Origin of the sequence: Campylobacter concisus (genome assembly GCF_002165815.1) — a bacterium.
GTDB classification, from domain to species: domain Bacteria; phylum Campylobacterota; class Campylobacteria; order Campylobacterales; family Campylobacteraceae; genus Campylobacter_A; species Campylobacter_A concisus_BH.
This window is the reverse complement of the sequence record NZ_NDYN01000002.1, coordinates 12,308-30,791: the sequence shown is the minus strand read 5'-3', so window position 1 is coordinate 30,791 and position 18,484 is coordinate 12,308. Positions and strand designations below refer to the sequence as shown.

Below are 18,484 nucleotides of genomic sequence, written 5' to 3'. Positions count from 1 at the left end.
AATGAGTGGCTACATCGCAAAAGCAGGGTATAAATTTATATTATTCTTTTTGATTTTATTTGCTATATCTGCATTGTTTGGTATTGCGCCACTATTTTTTCTAGCACTACTTCTTTTAACTCTTTATTTTTTTAGAGACCCTGAAAGAGAGCCTTTTACTGATGATAAACTAGCCTTACTTTCGCCCATAGATGGTAAGATAAAAGAGATCAGCGTTTCAAATTTTGATGATAAAGAGGCAGCTAAGATAGTTATCTCAAAGCCATTTTTTGGCGTAGGTACGCTAAGGGCTATAAGCGATGCTAACGTCACTGAAGTTAAAAGAAGGCATGGGCTCTTTTTGTGTCAGGCGATGAAAATTTCAGAGATGTTAAATGAAAGAGCGATAATTCGTTTTGAAAAAGGAAATATTAAATTTGCTATGAAGATCATAGCTGGAGTTTTTAGTAGAAGTTTAGAAATTTATAACATTACCAGTCTAAAAGCCTCTAGAAAATTTGGCTTTTTAGGAAGCGGCGAAGTGATTTTATACTTGCCAAGAGATACTAAAATTTGCGTAAGCGTTGGCGAGAGCGTTAAAGCTGCTTCACTTCTTGGATACTTTGAAGAGGAAAAATAAAATGAATAGCATACAAAAAATGCAGTTAATGTATATCTTGCCAAATTTATTTACCGCTGCAAGCGCTTTTTTGGGCGTTATAAGCATTATTTCATCTATTCAGGGGAACTATTTTAAGGCCATTATTTACATCATTCTTTCACTGATTTTAGACGGACTTGATGGACGCGTGGCAAGACTTACAAAGACTACGAGTAAATTTGGAGTAGAGTTTGATAGTCTTGCAGACCTTGTAGCATTTGGCGTAGCTCCAGCGATTTTATTTTATCTAACAGTTGGTGCAAAATTTGGAAGATTTGGCGCACTAATAGCAGCTATGTTTGTAGTATTTGGAGCTATTAGACTGGCTCGTTTTAATGTCACCACAGGCACCTATGAGCCAAATGTCTTCATTGGACTTCCTATACCATCAGCAGCGATTGTTAGTGTGCTTTGGATCGGCATTTATGTGGATGCAGATTATTACACATTTTTAGAGGGTTTTGAGTGGTGCTTTATATTGCTTGAAGCGGTTTTAGCTATCTTGATGGTTAGTAATATCCGCTACCCAAGTTTTAAAAAGATGAATTTAAAACAAACTCATGTTATACGAATTTTAGTAGCACTTGTGGTTGTTTTTTCTATGCTTTATCTATATCCATTTGAAAGTGCAACTTTGGTGATGAGCGTTTACGTGCTTTATGGTATTATTAGAGCGGCTATAATGTTTAGCAAAAATCACAAAAAAAAGGAGAGCGAATGAGCGAAAATGGCATAATAAAATCGCGTAAATTTTTACCAAACATCGAAATCAAAAACTCTCTACTGCTGCTACTTAGGTAGCAAATTCTTCTTTACTTAACTCATTAAATTTAAATACAAAAATTAATAAAAGGACAAAAAATGGATAAAAATAAAATTATAATCTTTGATACGACTTTAAGAGATGGCGAACAAAGCCCAGGAGCTTCTATGAACACAGCTGAAAAGCTACAGATCGCACTTCAGCTTGAAAGGCTTGGTGTTGATGTGATGGAGGCTGGATTTGCAGCGGCTAGCCCAGGGGATTTTGACGCGGTAAATCAGATCGCAAAGCAAGCTTCAAACATCACTGTCTGCTCGCTTGCACGTGCGGTTGAGCGTGACATCAAGGCAGCTGGCGAGGCACTAGCTCCAGCAAAAAACAAAAGAATTCACACCTTCATAGCAACAAGCCCGATCCACATGCAGTACAAGCTAAAAATGAGCCCAGACGAGGTGATCAGGCGTGCGGTTGAGGCGGTACAATACTCAAAAACATTTTGTGATGACGTGGAGTTTAGCTGCGAGGATGCATGCAGAAGCGAGATGAGCTTTTTAAAAGAAATTTGCGATGCAGCGATAAACGCAGGGGCAAAAACCATAAACATCCCAGATACGGTTGGCTACTTGTATCCAGAGGAGATCACAGCTCGCATTAGCGAAATAGTAAAATTTATAGGCGATAGAGCGGTAGTTTCGGTGCATAACCACAACGATCTAGGCATGGCTACGGCAAATTCGCTAGCCGCCATAAAAGCTGGCGCAAGGCAGGTTGAGGGCACGATAAATGGCATCGGCGAGCGTGCTGGAAATGCTGCGCTTGAAGAGATTGTGATGGCTATTAAAACGCGCCAAGACGTCTTTGCGCCGCTTTACACTGGCATCATCTCAAAAGAAATTTATCCAACTTCAAGGCTGATCGCTAGCATCACAGGCATCGAGCCACAACCAAACAAAGCAATCGTTGGCAAAAATGCCTTTGCACACGAGAGTGGCATCCATCAAGATGGCGTGCTAAAGCACAAAGAGACTTATGAGATCATCAGTGCTGAGAGTATCGGCTTAGAGAAAAACTCGCTCGTTCTTGGCAAGCACAGCGGTCGCCATGCGTTTAAAGATAAGCTTGCTAGCCTTGGATTTGACCTTGATAGTGATGCGCTTAATAAGGCGTTTGAGAAATTTAAAGAGTTGGCGGATAAGAAAAAAGAGATATTTGACGACGATATCAGGGCGCTTGTGGCTGAGGAGATCACGAAAATACCGCAGGCTTACGAGATCATAGGGCTTCTTCAAAGTAGCGGCGGCAGCTTAGCAAGTGCCTCTATGAGTATTAAGCACAACGACGAGATTATCAGTGACTCAGCCCTTGGAAATGGCACTGCGGATGCGATATTTAAGGTTATTGACCGCATTAGTGGCATAAATGGCACGCTAAAAGACTACAAGGTCACAGCTGTTTCGCAGGGCAAAGACGCTCTTGCGAAGGTTGATGTCAAGGTCGAGTTTGAGGGCAAAACAGCCGTAATGGGTCACGGACTTGATATCGATACGATGATGGCAAGTGCTAAGGCCTATGTTGGCGCACTAAATAGCTACCTTCGCATTCATAAAAACTAAAATTTCTGGCTGGCTGCTAAATTTGCAGCTGGCTAATTTAAATTTAGCTGCTCTTTAAATTTACTGCGTTTTTCAAATTTTAAAATTCCATTCACTCACAAGAATTGACTACTAAAATTTGGCTTCGCTTATAGCTTAGCTAAAAATTTAGAGCCGAAATTACTCGTTCATGAAATTTTAAAATTTGCTTGAACTTTCTAAGTCGCAAGAAGTAAATTCCTACATATCCAAGAATTTAAACAAATATCTTAAAATAATCAAAAATTTTTAAAGGAAATTTCATGCAAAATAAGCTTTTTACACCGTTTAAGATAGGCGACATCGAGATCAAAAACCGCATTATCATGGCTCCTATGTGCATGTATGAGGTCAAAAAAGAGGATGGCCGTCCAAGGTGCTTTCACAAGCTACACTACGCTACAAGGGCGATCGGCGGCGTTGGTATGATCATAGTTGAGGCGACGGCTGTGGAGGCGCGCGGCAGGATCACCAAAAAAGACCTTGGACTTTGGAGTGACGAGCAGATCGAGGCTCACGCAGAGCTAGTAAAAGGCTGCGCTAAATACGGCGCCAAAATGGCCGTCCAGCTTGCTCACGCTGGCAGAAAGGGCACGTGTGAAGACATCATTGCGCCAAGTGAGATCAAATTTAGCGATGACTACGCCACGCCAAAAGAGATGAGCGCAGGGGATATCGCAATCGTCAAGCAAAGCTTTGTGGATGCGGCCATTAGGGCAAAGAGCGCAGGATACGAGGCTGTGGAGATACACGCAGCGCATGGATATTTGATAAATCAATTTTTATGTGCTGGCACAAATAAGCGAAGTGACGAATACGGCGGCACTTTTGAAAACCGCATAAGGCTGCTGCTTGAAATTTTAAGAGAGATTAAGGCTGGCGCTAATATCACTGTTGGTGTTAGGATAAGTGCAAGTAGCTGGCTTAAGGGCGACTGGGACGTAGAGGATAGCGTGAAGCTCGCGCGTGAGCTAGAGAAAAATGGAGCTGACTTCATCCACGTCTCGGCTGGCGGTGTCTATGCAAAAGTTGATAGCGCGCCAAAATTTACACCTCTTTATCAGGCTGGCTACGCAAAAGCGGTGAAAAACACAGTTAAAATCCCAGTCTTTGCAGTCGGCCTTATCACAAAGGCAAGCGAGTGCGAGGCGTTGCTGCTTGGTGATGTCTGCGACGGCGTGGCGCTTGGCAGGGAGCTACTACGCAACCCATATTTTGCTTTTGGCGCCATGAAAGAATTTGGCGAAAGCGAAAAGATAGAAAACGCTTATAAAAGGGCATACTAAATTTTCACGGCAAGGTAAAAGCCTTGCCAAATTTCACTTTTCTTAAACAAAATATCCAAAATTTACTTGCTATTTTTTCTACACAACAAATACAAATTTCTATATTTATAGCTATAAAATAGCATTTAGTTTAAATTTTTATATGAAATTTATATTTAAAATTATAATATTCAATCTCAAAATTAGATTATAAACTAAAATAGTAATTTTAATAATCAAATTAGGAGGAGAGATGAGATTTAAGGGCTTATTTAAGCTCTCTCTTGCAGCAAGTGTTGCAGTTTGTGCAAACGCAGCAGACGAGAGCGTGCTAAGTGGTGTTGAGGTGACAAGTAGCAGTGGTGGATACGGCGTTGATGATATCAAAATTTCAACTAGAAACGCTGGTCTGGCAAAAGACGTGATGAGGGATATCCCTGGCGTTTACGTGGGCGGCACAAACGGCATGAACCAAAAAATTTACATGAGAGGTGTAAGTGATCGCGGTCTAAATATCACGATAGATGGCGCAAAACAAAATGGAAACACGTTTCACCATAACGCCGACTTGCTGATAGACCCTGATCTCATAAAAGCCATAGACGTCGAGGTTGGCTCAAGGTCAGTCGTAAATGGCTCTGGCGCGCTTGGTGGCTCAGTCGCCTTTAAAACGGTGGATGCAAAAGACTTGCTAGAAAGCGGCGAGAAGATCGGTGCAAAGATAAAGACTGGATACGCCTCAAATAACAGCGAATTTTCTCAAGGCCTTATGCTTTTTACCACCCCAGTTGAAGGGCTTGACTTTATAGCAGCTATTAATCACAAAGGCTACGACTACGGCAAAAGCGGCAACAAAAGAAAGATAGGCGGCGACGGAAACGATCTTAGCTATCTTTTAAAGCTTGGTTATAGCTTCCTTGATGCACATAGAATTTCTATCTCAAGAGAGCATAATGAATTTAAAGGTCTTTATCCTTTAAGAGCAGAATTTGGCAGCTGGTATAGTGGCTCAAATAGTGTCGATAACCGCAAGTATGAGCGCGACACAACAACGCTAAAATATGAGTATAAGCCAAGCGATCTTTTAAATTTAGATGTGACAGCTTATAACACAAGACACCAAAGGGTTGATAGCTCAAAATGGGGCGTAGAGACGAACGGCATAAATGCAAAGGCTAAGAGCGTAGTAGAGAGCGGCGCTTTGACGCAGACTTTTAGATATGGCACTGAGTTTTATCAAAGTAAAAATTTCAACAAACCAGATAATCACTACCCAGAAAAGGTAAATAACTACTCAATATACGCAGAAGATGCGCTAAATTTTAGTTCGCTAACTGTTACTCCAGGCATTAGATATACTCATCACGAGCTAAAAAGCTACGACGGCAGAGCTGGAAATGTAAAGAGCTACACATATAAATTTAACGAATTTACCCCAGCGCTTGCGCTTGATTATGAAATTCTTAAAGGGTTACACGCGTTTGCAAGCTATGCGAGGGTCTTTAGAGGGCCTGACGTTATGGAGTCGATGTATGCAAGTAGAGCAAAAAATTTTGAAGCAAATAAAGATCTAAAAGCGACAACTGGCAATAGCTACGAAACCGGTCTTAAATACCATGGCGACATAAATGAAGCTAGCGCATATAGCTTATCTGCAAAATACTTCATGACAAAATATAAAAACTTAATCGTAGATAACAGCTCTTATAAAATTGGAACGCCGCCGAATACAACAACTATTTTTAAACGTATAAACGCTGGTGGGGCTGATATAAGCGGTGTTGAACTACTTGCAAGGCTAAATTTAGACGCACTAAGTCTAGCTGCTAGCTATACTCACCAAAAGGTAAAATATAAAGATAGGGTCGCTAAACCAAATGGCAGCTACTACACCTCAAACATCATCGGTTACCGAGATCAGGGCGATAAATACACATTTAACGCCGAGTACGCATTTTCAAGGATCGATACGCTAATAGGCTATAACCTAATCTACTTTGCATCAAAAAACACCATCTCAGCTGGCGATAATGAAAATGTCAAGATACCAAGCTACGCAGTTAGCGACATCTACGCTACCTATGCGCCAAGTAGCGGTAAATTTAAAGGGCTTGAGATAAATGCTGGAATTTACAATCTCTTTAACAAGGCATACGCTTCGCAGTCCCAACGAACGGCTGATTATACAGGCGATCCAAACTACGTAGACTGGGAGCCAGGTAGAAATTTCAAGGTAAATGTCTCTTATAAATTTTAGCTTTATGGCAAGGTGAAAGCCTTGCCAAATTTCACTTTTACACAGCCTACTTTTCACGCCTCACTTTTTGCTGTTTGATTTAAATTTAATATAGTATCATTTGTGCGACTAAACTTTCAGGGGAGAAAATGAGGCAAAAGCACTTTGAAGTGGCAATTGTTGGAGCGGGCATTAGCGGGACGGCACTCTTTTACGAGTTGGCTGCATTTAGCGATATAAAAAAGGTCGCGCTTTTAGAAAAATATGACGGCGTAGCGACGCTAAATTCAAGCGGCAAGGGCAACTCGCAGACCATCCACTGCGGCGATATCGAGACAAACTACACGCTAGAAAAGGCAAAAAAGGTCTCACAAGTGGCAAATATGCCAGTAAAATACGCTCTAAAATACAACTTAGATGGCAAATATATGTTCGCTCATCAAAAGATGACGCTAGCCATCGGAGATGCCGAAGTAGAGCGCATCAAGGAGCGATATGAGAGCTTTAAGGAGCTATTTCCTTATCTTGAAATTTATGACAAAGAGAAGCTAAAGCAGATCGAGCCAAATGTCGTTTTTGACGCAAATGGCAATGAGCGCCCAGAAAACATCATCGCAATAGGTGCGCAAAATGGCCAGTTTACGACGATGGACTTTGGTGGCGTGGCAAATTCGCTCGTGCAAAATGCGCTAAATTTAGGTGGCGAGGGCTATGAGATCAGCTTAAGTTCAGAAGTGACTGATATGAAAAAGGTGGGCGATACATTTCACATCAAGATAAATGACGGCGAAGTGATCACTGCAAACTACGTCGTAGTCGATGCTGGAGCACACTCGCTATTTTTAGCTCACAAGATGGGTTATGGGCTTCATCTTAGCACGCTGCCAGTTGCTGGAAGCTTTTATTTTGCTAACAAGCGCCTGCTAAATGGCAAAGTCTATATGGTGCAAAACGACAAGCTACCATTTGCCGCACTCCACGGCGACCCAGACATCCTAGCCAATGGCAACACTCGCTTTGGGCCAACAGCCCTTGTCATACCAAAGCTTGAGAGATTTCACGGCTGTTCTAGCTTTTTTGACTTCTTAAAGTGCTTAAAATTTGACAAAAACGTCCTTGACGTCTTTACAAATTTACTAAAAGACGATGACATCAGGTCGTATATCCTAAGAAATTTCTTGTTTGAAGTGCCATTTATCAACAAAAAAGAATTTGTCAAAGACGCCAGGAAGATCGTGCCAAGCCTAAGCGAAAACGACCTAAACTATGCTGTAAATTTTGGCGGCGTAAGACCGCAGGTGATCGACCGCAATAAAAAACGGCTCGAGCTTGGCGAGGGTAAGATCAGCACAGGCGAGGGCATAAGCTTTAATATGACGCCAAGCCCAGGGGCTACTAGCTGTTTTGAAACGGCTAGGGCTGATATGGAAGAAATTTGTAAATTTTTGGGCAAAAATTTCGACGAAGAGAAATTTAACGCCGAGTTTTTTGGGTAGGAAATGAGAGTATTTGATATTTTTAAAAAAAGGTGTAGATATGTCAAAAACAGCGCAACAAAGAAAAGATGAGAACATAAAAATTTTAAAACAAGAGGGCGTGGCGGTGCTTGAGAGTCTGCCGCTTCGCTACGAAAATAATGAGGTTACGCCAAGAGACGTGGACGAGATAGTAAGGCGTGCAGTTTGCTCATTTACAGCGATCATGTGTGCTTGCACGATCCGTGATGAAGGCTCTTTGGGTGAAGAAAATATGGCGTGGGCAAAGAGCTTTTTAGGTGATGCCTACGAGGGACTTAGCGTAAAAGAAAAAGAGGTCGTTGAAGATAGAGCTGATATGGATACGGCTGTGAATATGGGCTGGAAATATGAGTCACTTTGGGTGCTTCTTTGGGCGCTTGGCATAGCTGAAGATATCGGCCAGATGGATAAAATTTGCGACTGCGAGTTTGTGATGAATGTCTTTAGAGAGGGCGGGCTAAAAAGCCGCTCAAAGCTTCGCAGCATGGATGAAATTTTAAGTAAGCTCGATCTAGTTTATCGCTACCACTGGGCGTGTGTAAATGCAAGAGTAAATGGCACAAAGGCGGCTGGACTTGACGAAGAGGTCGTTATGGAGAGGCGCGCAGGGCTTGAGTGGTTATGCTGCAAAGGGCAAGAAAATGACGACTTGAGCACTGAGTTTAACTGCTGGGACTATCCTGATCTAAACACTTGATCTAAGAAATTTTAAGCTCAAATGAGCTTAAAATTTATCTTAATGTAAATGCTATCGGAAAACGAAGATAACGAGCTTCTTTTGGCTTTGGAAACTCAGAGCTTGCTTTTTACTCGCCTTTAATAATTGGCTAAAATGCTCGTATATGTCGCAATAAGTGTTAAGCAAATTTGACTAGCTTAGCGCGGTTTAAACGGTAAAAAACTAACTCTCAAGGCCTAAATTTGCTCTATACTCTTCGTATGTGCCTTTAAAATCAACTACTTCGCCATTGCCTTTTAGGTGCAAAATTCTATTTGCAAAGGCATCTATCAGCTCCCTGTCGTGGCTCACGCAGATGACTGAGCCATTAAAGTTGTAAAACGCCTCGCCAAGCGCGATGATAGCCTCAAGATCGAGGTGGTTGTTTGGCTCGTCCATGACAAGTAAATTTGGCCTGTGAAGCATGAGTTGAGCTAGTCTCACTCGGTGTTTTTCACCACCGCTTAGCGCGCCAACTGCTTTTTCTTGCTCGGCACCGCTAAAAAGCATCCTGCCAAGGCACTTTCTGATCTCGTCGATGTCCTTGTTTTTGGCATCTTGCAAGTACTCATAAAGCTTTAGCTCGCCATCTATCTTATTTACCGTATCTTGTGCAAAATATCCTAGCTCGATGGTCGCGCCTATATGCACCTCGCCCGCATCAGGCTTTATCTCACCCATTATGATCTTACAAAGTGTGCTTTTGCCAACGCCGTTATGGCCGATGATGGCTAGCTTGTCGCCTTTTTCTAGCTTGAAATTTAACCCGTCAAATATCACTTTATCATCAAATTTCTTACTTACATTTTTAAGCTCAATTAGCTCATTGCCTATCTCGCGGTTTGCACGAAACAGAATGCTTGGATCACGCCTACTTGAGACTGCGATCTCGGCGATATCTAATTTTTCAAGCTGTTTTGCACGTGAAGTCGCTTGCTTTGCCTTGCTCGCATTTGCTGAAAATCTCGCGATAAATTTCTCCAGCTCCTCTTTCTCTTTTAGCTTCTTATCGCGCTCCATCTCATGCTGCTTTGCGATCAAATTTGCAGCCATATACCAATCATCGTAGTTGCCTGAAAACTCGCGAATTTTCTTAAAATCCACATCCAAAATATTTGTGCAAACTCTATTTAAAAAGTGTCTGTCGTGGCTGATAACCACAAGTGTGCCCTCGTGGCGGTTTAGCTCGTTTTCTAGCCATGCGATCGCGTCTATGTCAAGGTTGTTTGTTGGCTCGTCTAAGAACAATATATCTGGCTTTGGAAATAGCACTTGAGCTAGCAAAACTTTAACTTTATCTGAGTTTTCGACCTCGCTCATCAGCTTATCAAATTCATTTAGCCCTAGCGAGCTTAGGATTTTTTCTATCCTAGTCTCGTACTCGTAGCTTGGATCCTCCTCGGCACTTATCATCTCAAGCTCGCTTAAGCGCTCATTTATCTCATCTGTAAAATCCTCGCTCATATAGAGCTTCTCTTTCTCTTTGACAGCGTCATATAGGCGCTTGTTGCCATAAAGCACCGCATCTTTTAGCGTGAAATTTTCAAACGCAAACTGATCTTGCCCAAGCACGCCAACCTTTAGTCCATTTTCTATGATGATCTCGCCGCTAGTTGGCTCGATAGCTCCGCTTAAAATTTTTAAAAATGTCGATTTACCAGCGCCATTTGCGCCGATTAGTCCGTATCTGTTGTGGCGATTTAGCTTTAAATTTACATCCTCAAATAGCAAACTGCTTGCAAATCTTTGAGTAAGTCCCCTAACTTCTAACATTATTTTTCCTTGAATTTATTTTTTGCGATTTTGCCTAAAATTTGATTAAAAAGCCATTTTGCTACTTTAGCCTAAAATGCCCCGTGATCTTGTAGCTATAAAGTATGTTTTCTTCTTGCACGCCAGAGCCGATATTGTGGATGACAAGCGGTGTTTGGCCTTCAAATTTATCTGAGATCACGCCGATGTGAGGTAGATTTCTTGGTAGCATCCATGTGACGATATCCCCTGGCAGAAATTTATCATCACTCACCTCAAAACCTTTTCTTTTTAGATAGGTAGCGATGTTTAAAACACGCCTGTGATCGATGTTTTTATCAGCCTTTTTAAGGCCCCATTTTTTAGGATAGCTTGCGAAATTTCTACTCATATCTTCAAAAATGAGCCTTTGCAGATCCATATCCTGATGACGTAGTGCTCTTACCACAACGTCAGTGCAAACGCCCTTTTTGATATCCACGTCGCCCATAGGATAGGCAAGTCTTTCATAGCTTGGATCGTAACTGAGTGTCACGCCGATCTGCAACCTAGCGTCATTTACAAATTTACTCGCCGAAAAGGCAAAAATTTGCGAGGCAAAAAGAGCTAAAAGTATAAATTTCTTCATTTTTACTTTAAAAGCATGGTTTTTAGGATACGTTTTCCTATCTCAACGCCTGGCTGATCGTAGGTGTTGATACCTAGCATGATACCAGTGGCCGAGGTTAGTAGCTCGTAGTAAAAAATGAGCCAGCCAGCATGAAACTCATCAAGTCTCTCAAGTGTGATCGTATCGACACTTATGCCCTCTTGCACCAGCGCCATTGCCGTCGCGTCGCACTGCAAATTTATAAGCTCATTTAGGCTTAGACCTGCCACAAAATCGCACTCTTCAAGCCCTTTTAGGCTTAAATTTGGGATAGTCTTGTCGCTCGCGTGATCTTTTATCTTTATAAATGTCACGCTCTTATCTTTTACGCCGTCCATGATAAGTTGCAAAAAGCTGTGCTGATCGCGGCTGCCAACAAGTCCAACTGGCGTAAGTCCGACCCTTTTATAGCCTCTTTTTTTACCAAGGCTCTCCGCCCAAAGCTGTACGTACCAGTCGTTAAATTCAAAAAATCTATCGCAGTAGCTAAAAATGACATTTATACTGGCATTCCTGCTAGTGGCGTAGTGGTAGGCTTTAGCGACTATTGAGCTATCTTTTTGCTCGATGTATTGCTTTTTACAAGCAAGCGCCCCCTCCAAAAGTGCCTTTATATCGTAGCCGCAGATACCAAGAGGCACAAGACCGATCGCACTTAGCACGCTAAATCTTCCGCCAACATTTTTTGGGATGTTAAAAAATTTAATGTCATTTTCTTTGGCAAAATTTTCTAAATTTGTGCCTGGATCAGTTATGATGAGGAAATTTTTACCTAAATTTTTAGGCTTAAAGTCATCAAGCAAGCATTTAAAAATAGTTATCGTCTCGATCGTGTTACCTGATTTTGAGCTTATTATAAAAAGTGTCTCGTCAAATTTTAGCCCACTAAGCGTGCTTTTGTAGCTACAAGGATCGACGTTATCTAAAAATAAAAGCTCTCTTTTTATCCCCTTTGTGCCTTCAAGCATTGATTTTAGCGCCTTTACGCCAAGACTGCTACCGCCAATGCCAACAAGTACTACATTTTTGATATGAGCTAGCCCTTTTTCGTACTCCTCGATCTCGCCAAGCAAATTTTGGCCAAGAGCTGGCAGGTGGTAGTAGCCTATCTCGCCGCTTTCGTATTCGTCGTTTATGCGTTTGGCATAAGAGTCGATGACCTCGCTGCTTGCAAAGTTAAATTTAAATGAAGTTTCTATCATTTACTGCGCTCGTAAAAGAAATTTGTAGCCTCGACAAAGCCATCTATGCTGCCACAGTCAAATCTCTTGCCCTTAAATTTATAAGCTAGCACCATGCCATCTTTTGCCTGCGTTTTTAGCGCGTCTGTGATCTGGATTTCGCCGTTTTTGCCTGGTTTTGTTCGCTCTAAGATGTTAAAAATATCTGGCGTTAGGATGTAGCGGCCAATTATCGCTAAATTTGTCGGAGCCTCGGCAGGATCAGGCTTTTCAACCATATCATCAACCATTATGAGATCATCTTCTATAAACCTACCGCTTACGACGCCATAAGACTTGGTCTGCTCTTTTGGCACCTCCATCACCGCAACGACGCTGCAGCGATACTTTTCATAAATTTTAACCATTTGTGAAAGCACGCCCTCGCCATTTTCATTTATACATAGATCATCTGCCAAAATAACCCCAAATGCCTCATCTCGAACTAGAGTTTTGCCCGTATAAATGGCGTGTCCAAGCCCTTTCATAGCATTTTGCCTAGTAAATGAAAATGTACATGAGCTCATTAAATTTCTAACTTCGCTAAGTAGTGACTCTTTTGAGCTGCCTGCGATCTCTTTTTCTAGCTCGTAGCTGATGTCAAAATAGTCCTCAAGCGCCCTTTTTCCGCGTCCTGTGACAAAGGCCATATTATCCATGCCAGCCTCAAGCGCCTCATCAACGCCGTAGTGAATGAGCGGTTTTGTAAGGATCGGCAACATCTCTTTTGGGAGCGATTTTGTAGCTGGTAAAAACCTCGTTCCATATCCAGCCGCTGGAAATAGGCAAGTTTGTATCATTTTAGTCCTTCATGAAAAATTGCAAAATTCTACTATCTTTTCCTTAATAATATAAATTTGTCTGAATTTACAAGGCTTTAATTAGCAAATTGATAAGATTTTTGAAATTTTAAAAAAAGAGCAAATTTGCAGACGATTGATAGGATTTTTAAAGCCCAGCTTGATATAAAAAAGTCAAATTTCTTAGCATTTTTGTGCCCGATAAGCTTGTTTAAAAGCTTGCACGAACACCTAAAAGAGGAGCATTTTAAGGCTGTTCACGTAGTTTGGGCGACAAGGGAGCTAAACAAATACGGACAAATCGTTGAAAATCAAAGCGATGACGGCGAGCCAAAGGGCACTAGCGGCCAGCCAAGCCTAAATGCGCTAAGAGGAGCACAGCTTATAAACGTTGGGGTCTTGATAGTTCGCTACTTTGGCGGGATAAAGCTTGGCACTGGAGGGCTTGTTAGAGCCTACTCAGGGGCTGTGAATGAAGCGATAAATGAAGCCATAAAAGATGGTGGCGTAATGAAATTTGAGATAAAAGATGAGGTTAAATTTTTTACGCCATTTTCGCTGATGAGCCGCTTTGAGCACTATTTTTCCACTAAAAATTTAAGCGAGTTTGAAAGAGAATTTAATGATGCTGGAGCGATTTGGAGCGTAAATTTAAACGAAGCCGAGTTTGCTGAGCTATTTAAATTTTGCAAAGAATTTGAAGCAAGCGAGTTTAAATTTCTAGCCTTGCCACTTGGCAGCAAAGCGCTGTTTATTTATTAATTGTAAAATCGCACAAATTTAAAAAGAAAGTAAAAAATGGAAATTTGGAACGACATTTATAACCACTTTAACCCAGTCGCCTTTAGCATCTTTGGTTTTAGCGTGCACTGGTATGGGCTTATGTATATTTTGGCCCTTGTTTTAGCACTTGCCATGGCAAAGTATCTCGTTAAAAAAGATGATATCCCTATCTCAAGCCAACTTTTAGATAACTACTTTTTTTGGGTAGAAATAGGCGTCATTTTGGGCGCTAGACTTGGCTGGGTTTTAGTTTATTCTGGCGAAGCAGGATATTACCTAACGCAGCCTTGGCAAATTTTTAATCCAATGCACAACGGCGAGTTTATAGGAATTCGCGGCATGAGCTATCACGGCGCTGTGGTTGGCTTTTTGCTAGCGACAATTTTATTTTGCAAAAGATATAAGCAAAACGCTTGGCAGTTGCTTGATCTTTGCGCCATTTGCATACCTTTTGGCTACACCTTTGGCAGGATAGGAAATTTCTTAAATCAAGAGCTTTTTGGCAGGGTTACAGACGTGCCTTGGGCGATAAATGTCTTTGGTCAGCCAAGACATCCAAGCCAGCTTTATGAAGCATTCTTAGAAGGTTTAGTTATTTTTGTCATTTTATTTTTATATAGAAAATATAAGAAATTTAATGGCGAACTCATAGCACTTTATGCTATTTTATACACATTTGCAAGATTTATTTGCGAATTTTACAGAGAGCCTGATTCTGGACTTGGATTTATTATTTTTGGTCTATCGATGGGGCAAATTTTATCACTTATTATGTGTGGATTGGGAATTTTTGTCTATATTAAACTTTATAAGAGTTTTACGAAAATTTAATGTCAATATTTAAAATTTATTAAAGTAAAGTTCTGATAGCATTAGCTTTATCAATTAATGCTAATGTTTAAATTAGTATTAAGAAATGATAACTTATTTCAAATTTCTTAGGAGGGCTCATGACCGGGCTTATAGAAGGTTTTTTGGGGAAACGGTCGGACGGCAAAAAAAGCCGCACTCCAGCCGCTTGGGATAGATGGCAAAGTATTACAGGATTTATTCTAGCCTGTTTCATATTGTGCCATATGGTTTTTACTTCTACTATACTACTTGGCAAAGACGCATTTAACGCTGTTGTAGGATTTGCAGAGGCTAAATTTTTATTTGGCGAGGCTACTTGGTGGATCACAAATGTTATAGCTGCTGTTATCTTTGTAGTTTTTGTAACTCACGCCTTCTTGGCAATGAGAAAATTTCCTGCAAACTACAGACAATATCTAATGTTTAGAGGCCACAAAGACCGCATGAAGCACCTTGATACCACGCTTTGGTGGTTCCAGTTTTTAACAGGCTTTGCTCTATTTTTTGCAGCAAGCGCCCACCTTATAGATATTATCTTTGGCGGACACATCACTGCTGACAAATCAGCTGCTGCTTTTCACAAACTAGAAATTTTCTACTTCGCACTACTTGTTTTCATGGTCGTTCACGCTAGCGTTGGCATGTACCGCTTATATGTCAAATGGGTAAGCATTGATGGCGTAAATAAACACGAAATGTTTGCCAAAAGAAATAAGGCAAAGACAGTTGTATTTGTCATTTATGGCATACTTGCTGTGATCGCTTTGATCGCTGATTTCGTGTGGATCAGCCATTAAAAAGGAGCTAGAAGATGAATGTAAAATATTATGACGCATTGGTAATTGGTGGCGGTCTAGCTGGTCTTAGAGCTGCTGTGGCTGCTGGAGAAAAGGGTTTAAGCACTGTAGTTTTGAGCCTCATCCCTGTAAAACGCTCTCACTCTGCAGCTGCACAAGGCGGCATGCAAGCAAGCCTTGGTAACTCTAAAATGAGTGAAGGTGATAACGAAGATGTACACTTTGCTGACACAGTAAAAGGTAGCGACTGGGGTTGCGATCAACAAGTTGCACGTATGTTTTGTCAAACTGCTCCAAAAGCGATTCGTGAGCTTGCAGCTTGGGGTGTGCCTTGGACTAGGATCACAAAAGGCGAAAGAAGCGCTATTATCAACGCTCAAAAGACAACTATCGTTGAAAAAGAAGAGGTTCATGGCCTTATCCACTCACGTGACTTTGGTGGTACAAAAAAGTGGAGAACTTGCTACACAGCTGATGCAACTGGTCACACCATGCTTTTTGCTGTTGCAAACGAAGCGCTTAAGCACAATGTAGAAATTCACGACCGCAAAGAGGCGATCGCTTTGATACACCAAAATAACCGCTGTTACGGCGCGATCGTTCGTGACCTAGTAAATGGCGAGATCACAGCTTATGTTTCAAAAGGCACACTTATAGCAACTGGTGGTTATGGTAGAGTTTATAAACACACTACAAACGCTGTTGTTTGCGAAGGTATCGGCGCTGCGATCGCACTTGAGACTGGCGTAGCTCAGCTTGGCAATATGGAAGCTGTTCAGTTTCACCCAACTCCGATCGTCCCATCTGGTATTCTTTTAACAGAAGGTTGCCGTGGTGATGGCGGAATTTTACGTGATGTTGATGGATACCGCTTTATGCCTGATTATGAGCCAGAGAAAAAAGAGCTAGCTAGCCGTGACGTCGTTAGTCGCCGTATCATGGAGCACATCCGTGCAGGCAAAGGCGTGCCTAGCCCTTATGGCTATCACGTTTGGCTTGATATCTCGATCCTTGGACGCGAGCACATTGAGAAAAATTTACGTGACGTTCAAGAAATTTGCGAAATTTTTAACGGCATCGATCCTGCTGACACTGAAGTATATACTGACGAGACAGGACATCAGCGTGGCAAAGGCTGGGCACCGATCCTGCCTATGCAGCACTACTCAATGGGCGGTATCAAGACAAAACCAACTGGCGAGAGCCCAACACTAGCTGGTCTATTTAGCGCTGGCGAGGCTGCTTGCTGGGATATGCACGGCTTTAACCGCCTTGGTGGTAACTCAGTTTCTGAGACAGTTGTCGCTGGTATGATCGTTGGTGATTATTTTGCAGATTACTGCGCTAGCCACGAGATCGAGATAAACACAGCTGATATCGAGGAATTTGTTAAAAAGCAAGAAGATTATCTACTAAGTCTTGTCAATAAAGAGGGTAAATTTAACGTCTTTGATATCAAAAACAAGATGAAAGAGGTAATGTGGGAGCACGTTGCGATATTTAGAACAGGCAAAGGTCTAGAGCTTGCTGTTAAAGAGCTTGAAGCACTTTATAAAGAGTCACTTGATGTAAAAGTAAGCAACAAAGCACTATTTGGCAACCCAGAGCTTGAAGAGGCTTACCGCGTGCCAAAGATGCTAAAACTAGCGCTTTGTATCGCAAAAGGTGCGCTTGATAGAACAGAGAGCCGTGGTGCTCACTGCCGTGAAGACTATCCAAAGAGAGATGACCTTAACTGGCTAAACAGAACGCTTACAAGCTGGAAAGAAGGCGACACTATGCCAACTATCACTTATGAGCCACTTGATATCATGAAGATGGAGATGCCGCCAGCATTTAGAGGTTATGGTGCAAAAGGAAATATCATCGAGCATCCAAACAGCGCTATCCGCCAAAAAGAGGTCGATGAAATTCGCGAAAAAATGCAAGCAGAAGGCAAGAGCAGACAAGAAATTCAAGAGGCTTTGATGCACTATGACCTTCAACCAAAATATAAAGCACCAAATGAAAGAGCAGGTATAGGAAATGAGTAGAAAAATAACCATAAAAGCTTTTAAATACAATCCTTTAAGCAAAGTTTCAAAGCCTCATTTTGCGACTTATGAGCTTGAAGAGACTGATGGTATGACGCTATTTATCGCGTTAAATCAAATTCGTGAGAAATTTGATCCAGATCTCAGCTTTGACTTCGTTTGTCGTGCGGGAATTTGCGGTAGTTGTGGCATGCTAGTAAATGGCAAGCCAAGCCTAGCTTGCAGAACCTTAACAAAAGACTTTGAAAGCGGTGTCATAGAGCTTATGCCTTTGCCAGTCTTTAAACTACTAAAAGATCTAAGCGTAGATACTGGCAACTGGATGAACGCTATGAGTAAGCGCGTCGAGAGCTGGATACACACAGATCACGAGACAGATATCTCTAAGCTTGAAGAGAAAGTTGAGCCAGAAGTCGCTCAAGAAGTTTTCGAGCTTGATCGCTGTATAGAGTGCGGAATTTGTGTTGCATCTTGTGGAACAGCTATTATGAGACCTGATTTTATCGGTGCTGTTGGTCTAAATAGGGTTGCTAGATTTAAGATAGACGCACTTGATAAGAGAACTGACGAGGACTTTTACGAGCTAATCGGCGATGATGATGGCGTATTTGGTTGTATGACTTTGCTTGGCTGCGAAGACAACTGCCCAAAACACTTACCACTTCAAAGCCGCATAGCTTATATGCGTAGAAAAATGGCTGCTATAAAGTAGCAAAGGGGCTGTAAAAAGCCCCAAATTTATTTAAAAACTCTACAAACAGAGACCAAGATACAGATACAAATATCTAGCGCTGCGAATAAGAAAAAGATAAATATTAAAAGCGGAAA

Annotated in this window: 16 protein-coding genes; 12 read left to right on the top strand and 4 right to left on the bottom strand. The window is 41.6% G+C overall.

Features of this window, described 5'->3' with window-relative positions:
* Position 1 precedes the first annotated feature (1 nt).
* From B9N65_RS03125 to B9N65_RS03095, 7 genes are all read left to right on the top strand, one after another.
* Entirely contained in the window at positions 2-619 is a 618-nt protein-coding gene (locus B9N65_RS03125; protein ID WP_087582760.1) for a phosphatidylserine decarboxylase, read from the top strand.
* 1 nt (position 620) lies between these two features.
* Complete coding sequence (gene pssA / locus B9N65_RS03120; protein WP_087582759.1) at positions 621-1,361, top strand: CDP-diacylglycerol--serine O-phosphatidyltransferase; 741 nt, start codon at positions 621-623, stop codon at positions 1,359-1,361.
* A gap of 140 nt (positions 1,362-1,501) precedes the next feature.
* Positions 1,502-3,016, top strand: coding sequence for a 2-isopropylmalate synthase (locus B9N65_RS03115; RefSeq protein WP_087582758.1), 1,515 nt, complete (start codon positions 1,502-1,504; stop codon positions 3,014-3,016).
* A gap of 281 nt (positions 3,017-3,297) precedes the next feature.
* A complete protein-coding gene (locus B9N65_RS03110) occupies positions 3,298-4,320 on the top strand; it encodes an NADH:flavin oxidoreductase/NADH oxidase (RefSeq protein WP_087582757.1) in 1,023 nt (340 codons plus the stop codon).
* 232 nt (positions 4,321-4,552) lie between these two features.
* On the top strand, positions 4,553-6,556 hold the full coding sequence (locus B9N65_RS03105; RefSeq protein ID WP_087582756.1) for a TonB-dependent receptor domain-containing protein: 2,004 nt from the start codon (positions 4,553-4,555) through the stop codon (positions 6,554-6,556).
* 128 nt (positions 6,557-6,684) lie between these two features.
* Positions 6,685-8,031: an FAD-dependent oxidoreductase gene (locus B9N65_RS03100; protein WP_087582755.1), complete on the top strand. Its 1,347-nt coding sequence runs from the start codon at positions 6,685-6,687 to the stop codon at positions 8,029-8,031.
* Positions 8,032-8,071: 40 nt separating this feature from the next.
* Positions 8,072-8,749, top strand: a complete 678-nt coding sequence (locus B9N65_RS03095; protein ID WP_087582754.1) for a DUF4272 domain-containing protein — start codon at positions 8,072-8,074, stop codon at positions 8,747-8,749.
* Between the two features lie 204 nt (positions 8,750-8,953).
* Here the strand turns inward: B9N65_RS03095 and abc-f are convergent, their stop codons facing one another.
* From abc-f to galU, 4 genes are all read right to left on the bottom strand, one after another.
* On the bottom strand, positions 8,954-10,543 hold the full coding sequence (gene abc-f, locus B9N65_RS03090) for a ribosomal protection-like ABC-F family protein (RefSeq protein WP_087582753.1): 1,590 nt from the start codon (positions 10,541-10,543) through the stop codon (positions 8,954-8,956).
* Between the two features lie 61 nt (positions 10,544-10,604).
* A complete protein-coding gene (locus B9N65_RS03085; protein WP_087582752.1) occupies positions 10,605-11,150 on the bottom strand; it encodes a DUF1287 domain-containing protein in 546 nt (181 codons plus the stop codon).
* 2 nt (positions 11,151-11,152) lie between these two features.
* Positions 11,153-12,373 carry a glucose-6-phosphate isomerase gene (locus tag B9N65_RS03080; RefSeq protein ID WP_087582751.1) on the bottom strand — a complete coding sequence of 407 codons (1,221 nt, stop codon included), beginning with the start codon at positions 12,371-12,373 and terminating at the stop codon, positions 11,153-11,155.
* Positions 12,370-13,191, bottom strand: coding sequence for a UTP--glucose-1-phosphate uridylyltransferase GalU (gene galU / locus B9N65_RS03075; RefSeq protein ID WP_009294249.1), 822 nt, complete (start codon positions 13,189-13,191; stop codon positions 12,370-12,372). Before galU ends, B9N65_RS03080 begins: the two co-directional genes overlap by 4 nt.
* A 126-nt stretch (positions 13,192-13,317) precedes the next feature.
* Between galU and B9N65_RS03070 the strand changes: the two genes are divergently transcribed.
* The 5 genes from B9N65_RS03070 (at position 13,318) to B9N65_RS03050 (ending at position 18,368) form a co-directional block, all read left to right on the top strand.
* Positions 13,318-13,953, top strand: coding sequence for an IMPACT family protein (locus B9N65_RS03070; RefSeq protein WP_087582750.1), 636 nt, complete (start codon positions 13,318-13,320; stop codon positions 13,951-13,953).
* A 36-nt stretch (positions 13,954-13,989) separates the two neighbouring features.
* A complete protein-coding gene (lgt, locus tag B9N65_RS03065) occupies positions 13,990-14,805 on the top strand; it encodes a prolipoprotein diacylglyceryl transferase (protein WP_087582749.1) in 816 nt (271 codons plus the stop codon).
* Between the two features lie 119 nt (positions 14,806-14,924).
* Positions 14,925-15,623 carry a fumarate reductase cytochrome b subunit gene (locus tag B9N65_RS03060; protein WP_035160410.1) on the top strand — a complete coding sequence of 233 codons (699 nt, stop codon included), beginning with the start codon at positions 14,925-14,927 and terminating at the stop codon, positions 15,621-15,623.
* Positions 15,624-15,637: 14 nt separating this feature from the next.
* Positions 15,638-17,656: a fumarate reductase flavoprotein subunit gene (locus B9N65_RS03055; protein ID WP_087582748.1), complete on the top strand. Its 2,019-nt coding sequence runs from the start codon at positions 15,638-15,640 to the stop codon at positions 17,654-17,656.
* Positions 17,649-18,368 carry a fumarate reductase iron-sulfur subunit gene (locus B9N65_RS03050; protein ID WP_004317555.1) on the top strand — a complete coding sequence of 240 codons (720 nt, stop codon included), beginning with the start codon at positions 17,649-17,651 and terminating at the stop codon, positions 18,366-18,368. The genes B9N65_RS03055 and B9N65_RS03050 overlap by 8 nt, the downstream gene beginning before the upstream one ends.
* Positions 18,369-18,484: the final 116 nt, after the last annotated feature.

Bases quoted from the DNA above. Each gene is read 5' to 3' on its own strand.
- galU (WP_009294249.1), bottom strand. From the start codon at position 13,191: ATGATACAAACTTGCCTATTTCCAGCGGCTGGATATGGAACGAGGTTT.
- B9N65_RS03100 (WP_087582755.1), top strand. From the start codon at position 6,685: ATGAGGCAAAAGCACTTTGAAGTGGCAATTGTTGGAGCGGGCATTAGC.
- B9N65_RS03055 (WP_087582748.1), top strand. From the start codon at position 15,638: ATGAATGTAAAATATTATGACGCATTGGTAATTGGTGGCGGTCTAGCT.
- B9N65_RS03095 (WP_087582754.1), top strand. From the start codon at position 8,072: ATGTCAAAAACAGCGCAACAAAGAAAAGATGAGAACATAAAAATTTTA.
- abc-f (WP_087582753.1), bottom strand. From the start codon at position 10,543: ATGTTAGAAGTTAGGGGACTTACTCAAAGATTTGCAAGCAGTTTGCTA.
- B9N65_RS03060 (WP_035160410.1), top strand. From the start codon at position 14,925: ATGACCGGGCTTATAGAAGGTTTTTTGGGGAAACGGTCGGACGGCAAA.
- B9N65_RS03115 (WP_087582758.1), top strand. From the start codon at position 1,502: ATGGATAAAAATAAAATTATAATCTTTGATACGACTTTAAGAGATGGC.
- B9N65_RS03080 (WP_087582751.1), bottom strand. From the start codon at position 12,373: ATGATAGAAACTTCATTTAAATTTAACTTTGCAAGCAGCGAGGTCATC.
- B9N65_RS03110 (WP_087582757.1), top strand. From the start codon at position 3,298: ATGCAAAATAAGCTTTTTACACCGTTTAAGATAGGCGACATCGAGATC.
- B9N65_RS03050 (WP_004317555.1), top strand. From the start codon at position 17,649: ATGAGTAGAAAAATAACCATAAAAGCTTTTAAATACAATCCTTTAAGC.
- B9N65_RS03085 (WP_087582752.1), bottom strand. From the start codon at position 11,150: ATGAAGAAATTTATACTTTTAGCTCTTTTTGCCTCGCAAATTTTTGCC.
- pssA (WP_087582759.1), top strand. From the start codon at position 621: ATGAATAGCATACAAAAAATGCAGTTAATGTATATCTTGCCAAATTTA.
- B9N65_RS03105 (WP_087582756.1), top strand. From the start codon at position 4,553: ATGAGATTTAAGGGCTTATTTAAGCTCTCTCTTGCAGCAAGTGTTGCA.
- B9N65_RS03125 (WP_087582760.1), top strand. From the start codon at position 2: ATGAGTGGCTACATCGCAAAAGCAGGGTATAAATTTATATTATTCTTT.
- lgt (WP_087582749.1), top strand. From the start codon at position 13,990: ATGGAAATTTGGAACGACATTTATAACCACTTTAACCCAGTCGCCTTT.